A 15,612-nucleotide genomic window follows, 5' to 3' on the forward strand; every position below is an offset into this window, starting at 1 on the left:
CGCCTGACAATGTTCGCGCCATGCCAATAGAGCAGTACAGATTTTGCTGACACTGCACTGTACTGTCGACTATTGTGGCAACTGTCCCCGTACACTTCTAAACTGTTCCGGTATTGTTTCACACAAGAATAAAATGCCCGTGAAATCGAGTGCTGCGTCATGACCAATCTCTTGCTTTACCAACGTATTGCTCAACAACTGGCCGAAGACATCCGCCGGGGTGTCTATCAACCGGGGGAGCGCGTGCCTTCGGTACGCAAGATGAGCTCGCAGCTCAACGTCAGCCATGCGACGGTGTTGCAGGCCTACGCCAATCTCGAGGATCAGGGGCTGATCCGTGCCCGGCCGCAGTCGGGCTACTACGTGCACCAGACCCCCGCGCTGACCGCGCCGACGCCGGACATCGCCAGGGTCGAGCGTCCCGGCCTGGTCACCCGCAGCAGCATCATTCAGCAAGTGCTGGTCGAATCCCGCCGCGAGGGGGTGTTTCCCTTGGGCGCGGCCGTACCGAGTGTCGATTATCTACCGGTCAGGGCGCTGCATCAGCAATTGGCCAAAGTCACCCGTTTCCATAGTCCGCGGGCATTCAGCTACATGTTCAGTCCCGGTTTCGAACCGTTGCGACGCCAAGTGGCGATTCGCATGCGCGATGCCGGCGTGGTGGTCGATCCCTCGGAAGTGGTCATCACCCACGGCTGCGTCGATGCCTTGCAGATGTCCCTGCGTGTCCTGACCCGGCCGGGCGACTTGATCGCCGCCGAGTCGCCGACCTACTACGGTTTGCTCCAGCTGGCTGACCTGCTGGGCCTCAAGGTCATCGAGATTCCCAGCGATCCGGCGACCGGCATGAGCCTCGAAGCCCTGCAACTGGCGGCCAACCAGTGGTCGATCAAGGCGCTGGTGCTGACCACTCGTCTGAGCAATCCGCTGGGCGGCACCATGCCCGAAGAGCGACAGAAGCAACTGCTGCGCCTGGCCTCGGATTTCGATATCCAGGTTGTCGAAGACGATATCTACGGCGAACTGATGTTCGAGCAGGGCCGCACCAAATCGCTCAAGGCCTACGACCGGCTGGATCGGGTGATCTATTGCTCGAGCTTCTCCAAGACCCTGTCGCCGGGCGTGCGGATCGGCTGGATGATTGCCGGCAAGTACCAGCAGGAAATCCAGCGTTTGCAGACGTTCAGCACCCATTCGGCCTGCAGCGTCACGCAGATGGGCATTGCCGCGTATCTGGAAAACGGTGGCTACGACCGGCATTTGCGCTACATCCGCCAGGAGTACCGCAAGAACCTCAGCGCGTTCCAGCTGGCGGTGCAACAGCATTTTCCGGAAGGCACACAGATGACCCGGCCGACCGGCGGCTTCATTCTGTGGGTCAGTCTGCCGGGAAGGGTCAACACGCAGGAACTGCATGTGCGCGCCTTGCAGCAGGGCATCAGCATCGCGCCGGGGCTGATTTTCAGTAACACAGAACAGTTCAATCACTGCATTCGACTGAACTGCGGCATCCCCTGGAACCGGGAAGCCGAGCGTGCATTGATGACCCTGGGCATGCTTGCCACCCAGCTCTGTCAGGAAATGGCCGGCGGTTTTTGACCGGGCAGGCAGGCCGTGCTTGTCTTGTTGCGTGCAACAGGCGAGCATATGGCTCCTGCCGTTTGCGTCGTTGGTTCCATGAAAGCGATTTTCCCCGCTGTATGGCTTTCGATATGCCTGCTGATGTCCTTTCAGGCAGAAGGCCTCATGGCAGCTCCCGTCCAGGAAAAACCGGCAGCCAACGCCACCTCGAAACAACCGGCACCGACCAGGAAAGCCGCAGCGGTCAAGGTCAAAAAGAAAGCGGCCAAGGTGAAAAAACGCGCGCCAATTGCGTCCAAGTCCAAACCGGCCAGTGAAGTGGTGAAGACCAAGCTGCCTTCGGCCCATCTGGATTTGAGCCTGCCCGAGGACATGGCCGAGGAACTGAAACCCATCGGTTCGGTACCCTTGCCACGGCGCGACCCGGTATTGCCGCAAATGTTCGGTGACAAGGCCGACAGCACGCCGTTCCAGCTCAACGGAAGGCTGATCAGTAACGAAATGCAGTTGCAACTGCGTAACGAAGAGCGCCGGGAAGTCGAAGGCGCTGCGCTGGAATTCGAATTCAAGCGGTAATTGCCATCCATCTGTGACCTGTCGGCCAGACACTTTGTCGGAGACTGGTCAGTCACGTTCGTTTGAGCAAAAAACCTGGGCCCAGGCAATTTAAAACGACTGTTTTAACGGTTACCCTGTGTCTCGTCTTTAACCCATCGCCCATCGCGAGGAGCTCGTCGTCATGAAATGCCGTGAAGGCTGTGGCGCCTGTTGCATTGCCCCTTCCATCAGTTCACCGATTCCCGGCATGCCCAATGGCAAGGCCGCCGGAGAACGTTGCGTACAACTCTCTACAGAGAACCTGTGCAGTATTTTCGGTGATCCGCAACGTCCTGCCGTGTGTTCAGCATTTGAAGCCGATGTCGAAGTCTGCGGAAGCAGCAGTGATGAAGCGATCAAATTGTTGGGTTGGTGGGAGCAAATGACGGCGGCGTGATGGGTTCAACGAACGGAACTTCAACAATAAGGAATAAGATTATGGGTTCGCTGCATCGTATGGCTGTGCTCTGTGGTTTGACGGCAGTTCTGGGCACTTCGCTCGCCCAGGCCGAAGACTGGAAAGTCGCCAAGAACGAAGACGGTATCAAGGTCTCCCTGAGAGAAGTGCCTGGCTCCGACTACAAGGCCTACCAGGGTGTCACCCTGATGAAGACCACCCTGGCCAAACTGCGCGCATTGCAGGAAGACGTGCCAGGCGCCTGCGCCTGGATTCACGAATGCAAGACCCAGAAGTTGCTCAAGCACGAAGGCGATCAGAGCTGGACCTACACCCAGTTCAATACGCCCTGGCCGGTCACCGCGCGTGACTCGGTGCTGCATGTCACCACCGTCGAGGGCGCCGATGGCAGCCTGACCCGCAAGCTCGAAGGCGTACCGAAGTACCTGCCCGAAGAAAAAGGCTTTGTTCGGGTCACCAAGGTCGACGGTTTCTGGAAGTTCGTGCCCAAGGGCGACCAGATCGAAGTGACTTATCAGGTGCACACAGAGCCGGGCGGCAGCATCCCGTCGATGGTGGCCAACAAGTTTGTAGTCGATGCGCCGTTCAATACCTTGAAAGCCCTGAAAGAACGCGCCGAGAAGTAAGCGCAGGCTCGTCGGATCGCCGCACCGCAGAGAAAACGGCCGCCAGCGCCGACCTGTTCTTGCGGATGTACCTCGATCCCCTGTAGGCGTTGGCTTGCCAGCGAAGAGGCCCTTCCAGTCGACATCATTGTTGTCTGAAAGAACGCCTTCGCTGGCAAGCCAGCTCCTACAGGGGGATAGACGCAGGGGCCACTATTTTGTATCCGGATATCGCGTTGCACGAAATTTTCACAAACCCTCCAAGACAATGCCCGCGCCGTGCATGCCGGGCACTAATCAATGGCAATGCCGCCAGTGATCGTGCAACATTTGCGCTCCGCGCAAGCCCCGGGGCCGAGAACTGGCCAACAGAGGGCAAGGCGCCGCTGTATTTTTGCAACTTCAACTTCCAATGGGTCCTAAAACGACATGGCAAACCCGGACGCCCTGAGTCAGCAGCGAGCTTCTAGTCGCCTGCTGCAACCGACCGTCAAATCGCATCTGGCCTACACGCTACTGTGTGCCCTGGTCATGATGGTCATGTTCACCCTGCTGCGCGTCGCGCTGCTGGTCTACAACCGCGAGATGATGCTCGACACGCCGGCCTCGACCTTTTTCGAAGCGTTCACCAACGGTCTGCGTTTCGACCTGCGACTGGTGGTCTACTTCAGCGTTCCGCTGGTGCTGGCACTGTTCAGCGCCCGGGCCATGGCCGCCCGCGGGTTCTTCCGTCTCTGGCTGACCGTCGTCTCGAGCATTGCCTTGTTCCTCGGCCTGATGGAGATGGACTTCTACCGCGAGTTCCACCAGCGCCTCAACGGGCTGGTCTTCCAGTACATCAAGGAAGACCCGAAAACCGTGACCAGCATGCTCTGGTACGGTTTCCCCGTGGTTCGCTACCTGCTGGCCTGGGTCGTGGGCACCGTGATCCTGACCCTGGCGTTCAAGGGCGCCGACCGCGCCACCCGTCCCCGCGGTCCCTTCAGCGGCGGCAGCGTCTCCACGCGCCAGATCGCCCCGTGGTATTCGCGCATCGCGGTGTTCGTGGTCTGCCTGCTGGTCTGCGTCGTCGCAGCCCGTGGCACCCTGCGTCAGGGCCCGCCGATGCGTTGGGGTGACGTCTACACCACCGACTCCAATTTCGCCAACCAGCTGGGCCTCAACGGCACATTGTCGCTGATCGCCGCGGCCAAGAGCCGGATGTCCGAAGACCGCGACAACATCTGGAAAGCCACGCTGCCGCAGCCGCAAGCCCAGCAAATCGTGCGTGACATGCTGGTGATGCCGGATGACAAACTGGTGGATGGCGAGACGGCCGCCGTGCGTCGCGATTACACGCCGCCGTCCGACAAGACCCTGCCGATCAAGAACGTCGTCGTGATCCTGATGGAAAGCATGGCGGGCCACTCGGTGGGCGCCCTGGGTGCACCGGGCAATATCACGCCCTACCTCGACAACCTGTCGAAGGAAGGCTTGCTGTTCGACCGTTTCTTCTCCAACGGCACCCATACCCACCAGGGTATGTTCGCCACCATGGCCTGCTTCCCGAACCTGCCGGGTTTCGAATACCTGATGCAAACGCCTGAGGGCAGCCACAAGCTGTCCGGCTTGCCGCAATTGCTCAGCGCCCGTCACTACGACGACGTGTACGTCTACAATGGTGACTTCGCCTGGGATAACCAGTCGGGTTTCTTCAGCAACCAGGGCATGACCAACTTCATTGGTCGTAACGACTTCGTCAATCCGGTGTTCTCCGATCCGACCTGGGGCGTGTCCGACCAGGACATGTTCGACCGTGGTCTGGTCGAGCTCAAGGCGCGGGAAAACGGCAAGCCGTTCTATGCACTGCTGCAAACCTTGTCCAACCACACGCCATACGCCTTGCCGACCCCTTTGCCGGTCGAGCGCGTCACCGATCGCGGTAGCCTGAACGAGCATTTGACCGCCATGCGCTACTCGGACTGGGCGCTGGGCCAGTTCTTTGAAAAGGCCCGCAAGGAGCCGTACTTCAAGGAGACCCTGTTTGTCGTCGTGGGTGACCACGGGTTTGGCAACGAGCGCCAGATCACCGAAATGGACCTGGGCCGCTTCAACGTGCCGATGCTGTTCATCGCACCCGGTATCCAGGAAAAGTTCGGTCAGCGTGACCATACCGTGGGCACACAGATCGACATCGTGCCGACCATCATGGGCCGGATCGGTGGCGAAGTGCGCCATCAGTGCTGGGGGCGTGACCTGCTCAACCTTCCCGAAGGCGATACCGGTTTCGGTGTGATCAAGCCGTCGGGCAGCGAACAGACCACGGCCATCATCACGGCCGACCAGATTCTGGTGCTGCCGAAGGATAAGGACATGGCGCCGAAGATGTACCGGTATGAATTCGGTGCTACGCCGCGCGCCGAGGTCATTGCGGATGCGCCGCGAACGGCAGAGCTGAAACTCAAGCTCGAAGCGTTCCTGCAAACCGCCACCAAGAGCCTGATCGACAACACCGCCGGCGTGGTGGACGGCAAGCCTGACTAAGTGTTCAGGCGATAAAGCAGAGCCCGGGATGGGCTAGTGCCTGTGGTCAAGGTTTTCTGCTTGCTCTTTCGGCAGTAAAAAAAGAATCCGGTGTCAGTAATGACAGCGGATTTTTTTTGCTCCTCGTTCGGGGTGCCTACCGCTTTGAAGTACTGGATCAAAGAGCAGTTGAAGGGGAGTACCTGTCAACTCTGACAGTAGACAGCCTAGTGGTTTGAGGATTTCATCAAGGCGCTTGGTATGGGGTCCAACGATTGAAAAAAGGACTGTATTTCAAGGATGAATGTCTCTCTGTTCCTGTCTCTTTGGCGTCATTGCCATGTCGTGATCATGCAGTTGGAACCTGTGGGAAGGCATTCCAATAGAAACGCCGGGGTCGGCTTTGGCTTTGGGTTGCCTGCCGCCCCGGTTCAGGTGGTTCACCGCAGGACACTGAATCAGCAGATTTGTCCGAAAGGTTGAAACGCTTGGCTGACGAGTGAGGCTTGCTTCATGAATAAGTCTGTCGGTGTGCTTCGTTTGCTGTGGTTCGCATGTCTGGTGGCGCTGGGCGTGATCATTGCCGTGGTGGTTTTCACCCGAACATCAGAGTCATCCCCCTCACCTCGGTCATGTACCGCGCCCGATTATGAAAAGGGCAAGAGTTATGAGCAGGGGGACCAGGTCAAGCATGCCGACCGGCTATTCGAATGCTGGAAAGATGACGAGGCACCACTGGGTGTCGGCAGTTGGCAGTGGTGCCGGCAAGTGAGTTACGAGCCACTTCTTTTGAATGGGCCTTGGAAAGATGCATGGAAGGAACTCGGCGAATGCGGCGGATTCGCGGGCAATCGCCTGACGCTGGATTTTTCCACGCTCAGTGGCAAAGCGCCCTTGAAACCGGCGGTGCCCGGCGTCGCTCGCGCCGACCAAATGGTCACCGGAGTCTTGCGTTGCAAGGCCGAAGAGATTGCGATCAGCGCGAAGGCCAACGAAACGATCCACCTCGATAATCTGAAAGCTTGCGACTATCAACTGGTGATGAATACCGCTGATGGGTTCAGCCCGCTGAACACTCCACGCATTATCTCGTTCAAGGAGCCGCAGGGGGAGGAGCAAGCCGTGACGGTCAAGTATCGACCGCCGGTCGATGTGAGCAAGCTCAGTGGTTTGCCGGGGATAAAAATCGAGCTGTTTGCCCAGGGGCTTATTCAGCCTCGGCAGATGGCGATGGGCAAGAACGTGTTGTATGTCGGCTCCAGCGCTATTCCTTCATACGTCTATGACGGAAAAATCGGCGACATGATCTACGCACTGCCTCTGGATGAGACAGGTAAACCGATAGGCATCCATGTGATTGCCAGTGGTCTGGAGGAGCCTCACGGCGTGGCGTATCGCGACGGTGATCTGTATTACTCGACCACGGGTGGTCTGTATCGCTTGCGTAACGCCGACGAAAACTACAAAGCTCCAGAGCCCGAACTGGTGTTCAACTTTCCGGCGGACGACAAGCAGTTTCCCTTGCCTTCGCAAGCGTCGGGGTCGAGCACTCGCATCTGGCACATGAAACACCCTTTGCGTTTCAATCCGCTCGATCCGTCAGACAAGTGGATTTATACGGCAGTCGGCATTCCCTGCAACCTGTGCATGATTCCTCCCGACAAGCGTTATGGCACGATCTTGCGTTATTCCCTGGAAACAGGAGCGTCCGAGATTGTAGCCACGGGGGTGCGTAACTCCGTTGGTTTCGACTGGAATCCCCAGGACGGCCAAATATGGTTCAGTGACAACAATCGCCAAGGCTTCCCCAACCCGGACGAAGTCAACTTGATCAGCAAGCCCGGGCTGCATTTCGGCGTGCCTTACAGGTTTGGTAAAGACACGCCCGGATTCACCGAGGAGGAGTACCTGGACCCAACGGTGATCCAGCCGCCGCTGGTGCCAGGTGCCATTGTGTCTGACAAGTCGCTTGAACAGATCAATCCCGCCGATTATGTGTCAGCAGCTTTTGCCTCGGGAACCAACACCGCGCCGCTGGGCGTCAAGTTCTGGTCTGGCTACCCAAGCGCCGGGCCGGGTACCCAGCGTTTGCTTGTCGCGATGCATGGTGCGGGCTCCACCGCGCGCCCCGGCATGGATATACAAATGCTGACCATTCAGGGCGGTACGCAAGTAGTCAATCAGATCCCGTTGATCAACGGATTTGTGCAGGACCCGGATCGATTCGATGTCTACTGCCTGGATAACTCGTGCATCGGACGCCCCGTCGAGTTTCTTGAACTGGCGGATGGCAGCCTGTTGATCAGCGACGACGTCGCGGGGGTCATATATCGCGTGCGCCATGACGCAAGCGGTTTGCCACAGACTCGGTTGGAGTTGCGCCCCATGCTGCCGCCAGGCGGACTGGAAAACGAGATGATCAGCGGTTACCTGATTGATCCCGATGGGAATACCCGGCTGGTGCAATTGTCATGGCGCGACGCAGACAGTGCGGCAAGAATTATTCTCGAGGGGCTTGAGTATGGTCAGTATCAGTTGCGGCTCAACGACGTAAAAAACTGGATTCCTCAGGTACGAAATACATCCTTTACCCTCTCGGAAGCTACCAAGAGTCAGACCATCACCCTGAATTACCGCGAGCGGCCGATCAAGCTCGAGGTCAAGGTCAAGATTCAGGCGCCGGCCAAACCTGCTTCGGTCACCGATGCTCAATGGCGCATCAGCCTGGTCACCGAGGCCAGGAACAATGCTGAACCACGGGTCATTGAAGTTCCATGGGGTGCAAGTACGACCCAAACCCTCGACTATGGCAGTTACAAGGTTATCTACCCGTTCTACTCGAAGGAAAAACCGCAGCCGGAACTGGAATCGGTAGTGATCGATGAGGCGAGTGAGGACCAGCAGCTAACCCCCATTACCTATCGGCACGTCGAAAACCTGGGCGAGGCGGTCTTGGCTGAATCCTGCACCAAATGCCACGCCGTCGAGTATTTCGACAGTTTGCGCATGGCTTTGGCGTGGAGCGTGGCGGGCCAGGATGCGCTGGTCAAACACATCAAGACCATGCCGGTGTCAGGGCACTGTGACACCACCTGTGCGACCGAAATCAGCAAGCAATTGATCAACGTCATCTGGAAACCTTACCTGGATCAGGCCGATTCCTACGGCACACGTCAGATGCGATTGTTGACGCCCGACGAGTATGCCGCCAGCGTCAGGGACATCCTGGGGGTAGAGATCAATGCCGAGAAGTTGCCAGCAGACAAATCGGAGAAAGACTTCAAGTATCCCGGGGAGGCGGACAAGGGCATTTTGCAGGCAGAGGACGTCAGACTGTTCTACGACATGGCATTGTCGGTGGCAGACAGCGTTCCGTCGGCACGCTTGAGTGCGTTGGCAACCTCCCGCGCGGGAACTGACCTGGTTACCTCGTTGGGCTATCAGTTGTTCCGTCGTCCTGTGTCCGACGCCGAGCGTGTGCGTTATCAGAAACTGTTCGATGAGCAGGGGGCGCCTGCTTTGATCGCCGCTCTTTTGCTATCGCCGCATTTTCTCTATCGCTCGGAGTTGGGGGTGCAGACACCGGCTGGAGGCAAAGTGTATCAATTGACGCCGTTCGAAGTGGCCACTGCGCTCTCCTTCGGTTTCCTGGGCACTACTCCGGATGTTGAGCTGTTGGCCAAGGCGCAGCGAAACGAGCTGCAGACTACGCAACAGATCTCCGCGGAGATTGAGCGAATGATGAAAACGGATCGCGGCATCGAGCAATTCAACCGCTTCGTCAGCTACTACGTCAGGACAGTGCGCGGTGTTCAGGAAAAGCCGGGGTTGAGTAAGGACCTGGTTGAACTGATGGCTCGAGAGCAGTATCTGCTGAGCAAAAACCTGCTGCTGGGTGCCGGTACCCTGAGTCAGCTGTTCAACCCCGGTTACACCTATCTGAACCAGGACCTGGCCGCGCACTACGCAATCAGCGGAGTCACGGGCAGCACGATGCAAAAGGTAGCGGTAGACGAGAGACGGGGAGGCTTGTTGCATCTGGGGCTGACCCAGGCTGCCACCTCGGACTACGTGAGCACTTCATTGGTCAAGCGTGGAATCATGATTCGCGAGCAAATGTTCTGCCGCGAGTTTGGTGCCCCCGTGGAAGCCGATCCTACGACCCCTGTCTATCCTCCTCGCGCAGTGACCACCCGTGAGCACTGGGACCTGGTAAACGGCGAGCAGGCTTCAGAGGGGCGCTGCTGGCAATGCCATCAATACATGAATGACACCGGGTCATCGATGGAACATTACGACGCGGCCGGTCGCTATCGCACGGAGGAGAAAGCCTACAACTTTGACCAGTACCCGCAGATGCTACCGATCAAGGCCTCCGGTCCGTTCATCAGTACGACCGGAACCGAGCAGATCAATGACGTCCGGGATATCGCAAAGATTGTTCCACGCAATCCAGCGTCACAATTCTGCATGGCCGACAGCTACTTCCGATTTGTGTTTGGCAACAAATCGGATGTATCGACCTCGGGGACCGTGAAGGCGATTGCCGATGGTTTGAACGCCTCAGGCTCCCTGGCAGAGATGCTGCAAAACCTGGGTACTTCCAAAGCATTCATCTACAAGACCGAAAGGAATTGATCATGGGCATTTTGAAAAGTCGTCGGCGTTTTCTGGCGGGCCTGGCTGCGGCTGGTGTCTATGGTCCCCTGACCCAATTCGGATTGGCGCGCATGGCATTGGCGGGGCAAGCTCAGGAAGCCCGGCTAAAGGTAGTGTTTGTTGTAGTACCCGACGGCCTTGCGGTGGACTCCTACACCGGTGGTGGTTTTGGTGACGGGCGTGGATTGTGGCACCCCACTGCGTCGCAAATGGATACCACGGCATTTACTTTGAACGAGATCAGCTCGGAATTGGCCGCCTACCGTAACCAGTCGTTGTACTTGCGCGGAATTATTCTGGGGCCGGGAAATGTGGGCCATGACGGCTGGAACTGGGTATTGCGTGACACTGCAAAGACTCAGTCGTCAATCGACATCGTGCTGGGGCAAGCGATTCCGGGTGCTGAACCGTCGCACCGCAGCCTTTTTTCCGGTCCCCATGCCGGGATCGACGGGACGCCCTGGTTTGTATCGTTTCAGGGCGCTGCGATTCGCACGCCCTATCGCGACCCCAGGCTGATGGCGGAATCGTTGTTCAAGGCACCCGCTCAAAGGTCAAGCCCGCCGCAGCCTGGCGCTGGTAGTTTGCTGGAGGCAGCCGTGGTGGATATTCAGGAAGTCAAAAGCAAGCTATCCGCCGGCGAGCGACAAAAGCTTGATACCCATCTTGACTCGGTGGAGCAGGTCATCAAGGACCTTGAGGAGGCGCGGCCGCCCGTGGGTGAGTGCAAGCCGGTGGAGCTGGAACCACTGGATTATCGGTCCGCGCTGCACCGTAACCGCATTCAGGCTGATCATCATCAAGTGGTGGCAACCGCCTTGGGTTGTGGGATTACCCGTGTCGCCACGCTACAGATCGGGCGCTCGGCGGAGTCGCTCAATATTATTGATGTCAGTCCCGACAGTAACCCTCATGAGTGTGCTCATCGTCGCTCAGGGGAAGCATTTTGGAAGGGGACGCGGCAATGGTACGTTCGGCAGGTCAAGTTATTTATGGACGAATTGGCTCGATATCAGGATCCGCACGTGCCCGGTGACAATCTGCTTCAACATACCCTTGTCGTCCTTACCAGCGAAATGGCCGATGGCGCCCCTGAGCACATGATCGATATGCCCATGGTGTTGATGGGGGGGGCTGGTGGCTTGCTTAAAAGCGGGGAGGGTGCAGGACGGTATTTCAATATCACGCAGCAGGCGGATCGTCAGCACCACACCGGGAACCCGGAGATTGGCAAGAGCTTCGTTGACATGCAGCGCATATGGGCGACCATTGCCAAAGCCGCCGGAACGAGCGTGCCTTACGCAGGTAACATCGAGCCGGTGACAGGAATTTTCAGCAACGTGTGAGGGCGGTTTGCAGCGCTGTGGGTGCGTGAAATGCTGATAATAACAATGCCAGTCAGTATCACTGACTGGCATTGGGTTTTCAGCAGGTTATCTTCCTGGTACAGCCTTTATATCTTGCCCAGCAACAGCAGGATCAACAGCACTACCAACACCACGCCGATGATGCCCGATGGCCCATAACCCCAACTTCTGGAGTGCGGGAAGACCGGTAAGCCACCTACCAGCAGGAGGATCAGGATAATGATCAGAATTGTGCCCATGTTTATTTCCTTGTTGGAAGTGTTCTGGAACTACCTGGTGTTTAACGGTCAGCCGTGATGCTATAAAACCAGGATGCTTACAAAATCCGACTGTTGCCCATGAAAGAAAATTCCATGTTTTTTTAATGTTTTTCGAAGAAAGGCTTATTTCGTTTTTACTGCATTAGTTGGTTGGGGCACTTCCAGGGTTTGCTCGGGCCATTCAGCAATCTGATGGTGCGTGGGTCGGGCAATGTCCTTCGCTACACTCGACAGATCTTCCCCGGAACAACAAGGCTGTTTGCTATGCAAAATCGCATGATGATCACTGGTGCGGGCTCAGGCCTGGGTCGCGAAATCGCGCTGCGCTGGGCGCGTGAAGGCTGGCAACTGGCCTTGTCGGATGTCAGCGAGCCCGGTCTGCAAGAAACCCTGAAACAGGTTCGCGAAGCCGGCGGCGACGGCTTCATCCAGCGTTGCGATGTACGCGATTACAGCCAGTTGACCGCCTTCGCCCAAGCCTGCGAAGAGAAACTGGGGGGCATCGATGTCATCGTCAACAACGCCGGCGTTGCTTCCGGCGGGTTCTTCAGCGAGCTGTCCCTGGAGGACTGGGAATGGCAGATCGCGATCAACCTGATGGGGGTGGTCAAGGGCTGCAAGGCCTTCCTGCCGCTGCTGGAAAAAAGCCAAGGCAAGATTATCAACATTGCGTCGATGGCCGCACTGATGCAAGGCCCGGCCATGAGCAACTACAACGTCGCCAAGGCGGGCGTGGTGGCCTTGTCCGAAAGCCTGCTGATCGAGCTGGCGCAGCAGGAAATCGGCGTGCACGTGGTCTGCCCGTCATTCTTCCAGACCAACCTGCTCAATTCCTTCCGCGGCCCGACGCCGGCCATGAAGGCCCAGGTCGGTAAATTGCTGGAAAGCTCGCCGATCAGCGCTGCCGACATTGCCGACTACATCTATCAACAGGTCGACGCCGGCGAATTCATGATTCTGCCCCATGAACAGGGCCGTCTGGCCTGGGCGCTCAAGCAGAAGAACCCCCAACTGCTCTACGACGAAATGACCGTCATGGCCGACAAGATGCGCGCCAAGGCCAGGCAAACCGCAGGCTGAACTTGCCCCGGGGCATCACCGTCGCTAGGGTGGCCGCAACCGGCCATCCTCACGAGACGTTTGCATGCTTAATTACCTGTGGTTTTTCCTCGCGGCGCTGTTTGAAATCGCTGGCTGCTTCGCCTTCTGGATGTGGCTACGTCAGGGCAAGAGTGCCTGGTGGGTACTGCCGGCGTTGCTCAGCCTGACGCTGTTTGCGCTGCTGCTGACCCGTATCGAAGCGACCTATGCCGGTCGTGCCTATGCCGCTTACGGGGGTATCTACATCATTGCGTCGATTGGCTGGCTGGCGGTGGTCGAGCGGATTCGTCCGTTGGGTTCGGACTGGGTCGGCGTTGCGCTGTGCGTGGTCGGGGCGAGTGTCATCCTGTTCGGGCCGCGTTTTTATGCATCCTGACAGATCGGTCCTACAACGCCGGTGATTTGTCAGTTCTTTCCTACGCCGGCTTGCTTCTTGCTCTGTAGGGAAGGACTGATTTGCCGCCGTCGCATTGAACACCCGCCATGGGCCGGGCATCTTCAGGGTCAACTCATCCTGAAGGACCAATACCATGCTTGTACTCAGTCGCGAAGTGGGCGAATTGATTTCTATCGGAGACGACATTTCCGTGCGCATTGTGGCCATCAACGGCGGCACGGTGCGCTTCGGCGTCGAAGCGCCACGCAACGTCAATGTGCACCGGTCCGAGATCTACGAACGCATCCAGCGCAATCTGCCGAAAAAAGACAAAGCGCGCTGAAGGTTTCAGTCAAACAGATGCTTGGGCACGTCGTGCTTGAGCATCAACTGGCATTGCTCGCTTTCCGGGTCGAAGACAATCAGCGCCTGACCCTTGGTCAAGGCCTGGCGAACACGCAGTACGCGGGTTTCGAGCGGCGTGTCATCACCGTTGTCGGTGCCGTCACGGGTGACGAAATCCTCGATCAGGCGGGTCAGGGTATCGACTTCAAGTTGGTCATGGGGGATCAGCATGGGCACCTCGGCTAAACAATGGCGCGATGCTACGGCGAATGGATGGTTGCGGCTAGCCTGCGGCTTCATGTGTTGCCATGTAGATCGCCATCGCGGGCAAACCCTAATGCCGGTCAGTTAAGCGAATGCGGCCCCTGTAGGAGCGAGCTTGCTCGCGATGGTCGTTAACGATAACGCGTGTTCGCTGGTTAAACGCGGCGCTATTGAGTCCATCGCGAGCAAGCTCGCTCCTACATCTATGGTTACCCCCTTTTCTGCAATACTGTTGTTGATGTCGTGTTTGGCTTGCTTTCATCTATCCGGCGTCTGAGTGGGGTGATGGCCCCGCGCCTCGATGAGAATCGATGCCCAACGATCCTAATTAATTTGACGGCCTTTCAGCCGTGTAGGAGCTCAGGGTTGTCGTCAGGCCGGTTGGCCGTTCACGTCATCAGTTATCCAGCATCGCAAAACCAGGTAGGTGGTGCTCGGGTGACAGCGGGGTCAGGCGTTCATCGCGGCTGGCCCCGCATCGAATTCAGAGTGGTGGGCCGCAATCGCCCAAGCGATTCGTGCCAGCTTGTTGGCCAATGCACAGACCACAAGATTGGAGTGATGGCGGGACGCCAAGAGCTGACGGACCCAATCCGCCAAAGCGCCTTTCTGATGCTCCAGATTTATCAAATAAACCCGCGCGCACTGAATGAGCAGGCGCCGCTGGTTTCGATCGCCGCGTTTGCTGATGCCCAAAAGCACGGTTTTGTCACCTGTGGAATGTTGTTTGGGCACCAATCCGATGGAGGCTGCATAACCTCGTCCGCATTTGAACTGCTTGCCATCACCGAGCTCGGCAGCCAGGGCGCTGGAGGTGATCGGGCCGACACAGGGCATGGTCATCAAACGAGCCGCCAGATCATCTTCAGCGGCCTGGCACTCCACGTCCTTGTCCAGGTTTTTGATTCGCCCGTTCAGATAGTCGAAGTGCTCATAAAGCGTCGTCAGAATCTTTTTGATGCATTCTGAAAATGAACTCGCTTCAAGCAGCGCCGGGAGATCTTTGATGGATTTGAAGCCTGGGGCCAGGCTGACGCCGACCTCCAGCAGGGCGGCATGAATCCGGTTGACGGTGGCGGTGCGGTCTTTGATGAACGCATCACGGGTCGAGTTGAGCATAGCCAGCGCCTGCTGGGCCTGGGTTTTGGGGGGCACGAAGCGCATCGTCGGGCGAGTTGCTGCTTCGCAGATTGCCTCGGCGTCAGCGAAGTCGTTTTTGTTGCTTTTCACATAAGGGCGTACCAGATGAGGGGCAATTAACTTGGGTGTATGCCCCAGCCTAGCGACCTCTTGCGCCATGAAGTGGGCGCCGCCACAGGCTTCCATCACGACGGTGCAGGGGGCGAGATTGCTCAGATGCTGCGTGAGCGCCGCCCGTGTAAATTTTTTGCGGCAAACCTCGTGCCCACGATCATCTTGCGCATGCAGGTGAAAGGTATGTTTTCCCAGGTCGATGGCGGCGATAGCTACGTTGTTCATGGCAATGATCTCCGATGAGCCCCCTGTGAAAGCTTAGTGGGCGATCACAGGGGGCGGC

Annotated in this window: 13 protein-coding genes; 10 read left to right on the forward strand and 3 right to left on the reverse strand. The window is 57.7% G+C overall.

All coding sequences use genetic code 11. From position 1 onward, the window contains the following. Window positions 1-159: 159 nt before the first annotated feature. The 7 genes from ELQ88_RS09645 (at window position 160) to ELQ88_RS09675 (ending at window position 11,708) form a co-directional block, all read left to right on the forward strand. Complete coding sequence (locus tag ELQ88_RS09645; RefSeq protein WP_138964764.1) at window positions 160-1,599, forward strand: PLP-dependent aminotransferase family protein; 1,440 nt, start codon at window positions 160-162, stop codon at window positions 1,597-1,599. A 78-nt stretch (window positions 1,600-1,677) separates the two neighbouring features. Further along, entirely contained in the window at window positions 1,678-2,157 is a 480-nt protein-coding gene (locus tag ELQ88_RS09650; RefSeq protein ID WP_128869833.1) for a translation initiation factor 2, read from the forward strand. Between the two features lie 163 nt (window positions 2,158-2,320). Then, window positions 2,321-2,575, forward strand: coding sequence for a YkgJ family cysteine cluster protein (locus ELQ88_RS09655; protein WP_128869832.1), 255 nt, complete (start codon window positions 2,321-2,323; stop codon window positions 2,573-2,575). 41 nt (window positions 2,576-2,616) lie between these two features. Then, the gene (locus ELQ88_RS09660) at window positions 2,617-3,222 is read left to right on the forward strand and encodes an START domain-containing protein (protein WP_138964766.1); all 606 of its coding nucleotides are present in this window, start codon (window positions 2,617-2,619) and stop codon (window positions 3,220-3,222) included. Window positions 3,223-3,630: 408 nt separating this feature from the next. After that, the gene (locus tag ELQ88_RS09665; RefSeq protein ID WP_138964768.1) at window positions 3,631-5,724 is read left to right on the forward strand and encodes an LTA synthase family protein; all 2,094 of its coding nucleotides are present in this window, start codon (window positions 3,631-3,633) and stop codon (window positions 5,722-5,724) included. Window positions 5,725-6,216: 492 nt separating this feature from the next. Then, window positions 6,217-10,341 carry a DUF1592 domain-containing protein gene (locus ELQ88_RS09670; RefSeq protein WP_138964770.1) on the forward strand — a complete coding sequence of 1,375 codons (4,125 nt, stop codon included), beginning with the start codon at window positions 6,217-6,219 and terminating at the stop codon, window positions 10,339-10,341. 2 nt (window positions 10,342-10,343) lie between these two features. After that, entirely contained in the window at window positions 10,344-11,708 is a 1,365-nt protein-coding gene (locus ELQ88_RS09675) for a DUF1552 domain-containing protein (RefSeq protein WP_138964772.1), read from the forward strand. A 107-nt stretch (window positions 11,709-11,815) separates the two neighbouring features. Here ELQ88_RS09675 and ELQ88_RS09680 read toward each other — a convergent pair whose 3' ends face one another. Continuing rightward, complete coding sequence (locus ELQ88_RS09680; RefSeq protein ID WP_178084746.1) at window positions 11,816-11,974, reverse strand: DUF3309 family protein; 159 nt, start codon at window positions 11,972-11,974, stop codon at window positions 11,816-11,818. A gap of 279 nt (window positions 11,975-12,253) precedes the next feature. On the opposite strand from ELQ88_RS09680, the gene ELQ88_RS09685 reads away from it, so the two are divergent. The 3 genes from ELQ88_RS09685 to csrA all read left to right on the forward strand — a co-directional run bounded on the left by ELQ88_RS09685 (window position 12,254) and on the right by csrA (window position 13,809). Then, on the forward strand, window positions 12,254-13,069 hold the full coding sequence (locus tag ELQ88_RS09685; protein WP_138964774.1) for an SDR family oxidoreductase: 816 nt from the start codon (window positions 12,254-12,256) through the stop codon (window positions 13,067-13,069). Window positions 13,070-13,133: 64 nt separating this feature from the next. Continuing rightward, entirely contained in the window at window positions 13,134-13,466 is a 333-nt protein-coding gene (locus ELQ88_RS09690) for a YnfA family protein (protein WP_128869826.1), read from the forward strand. 154 nt (window positions 13,467-13,620) lie between these two features. After that, window positions 13,621-13,809 carry a carbon storage regulator CsrA gene (gene csrA, locus ELQ88_RS09695; RefSeq protein WP_128869825.1) on the forward strand — a complete coding sequence of 63 codons (189 nt, stop codon included), beginning with the start codon at window positions 13,621-13,623 and terminating at the stop codon, window positions 13,807-13,809. Window positions 13,810-13,814: 5 nt separating this feature from the next. Here csrA and ELQ88_RS09700 read toward each other — a convergent pair whose 3' ends face one another. Together ELQ88_RS09700 and ELQ88_RS09705 are read right to left on the reverse strand one after the other, a co-directional pair. Then, window positions 13,815-14,042 carry a YheU family protein gene (locus ELQ88_RS09700; protein ID WP_003199186.1) on the reverse strand — a complete coding sequence of 76 codons (228 nt, stop codon included), beginning with the start codon at window positions 14,040-14,042 and terminating at the stop codon, window positions 13,815-13,817. Between the two features lie 483 nt (window positions 14,043-14,525). After that, window positions 14,526-15,554, reverse strand: a complete 1,029-nt coding sequence (locus ELQ88_RS09705; RefSeq protein ID WP_138964776.1) for an IS110 family transposase — start codon at window positions 15,552-15,554, stop codon at window positions 14,526-14,528. Window positions 15,555-15,612 lie beyond the last annotated feature (58 nt).

This window comes from Pseudomonas sp. MPC6 (assembly GCF_006094435.1).
GTDB lineage: Bacteria > Pseudomonadota > Gammaproteobacteria > Pseudomonadales > Pseudomonadaceae > Aquipseudomonas.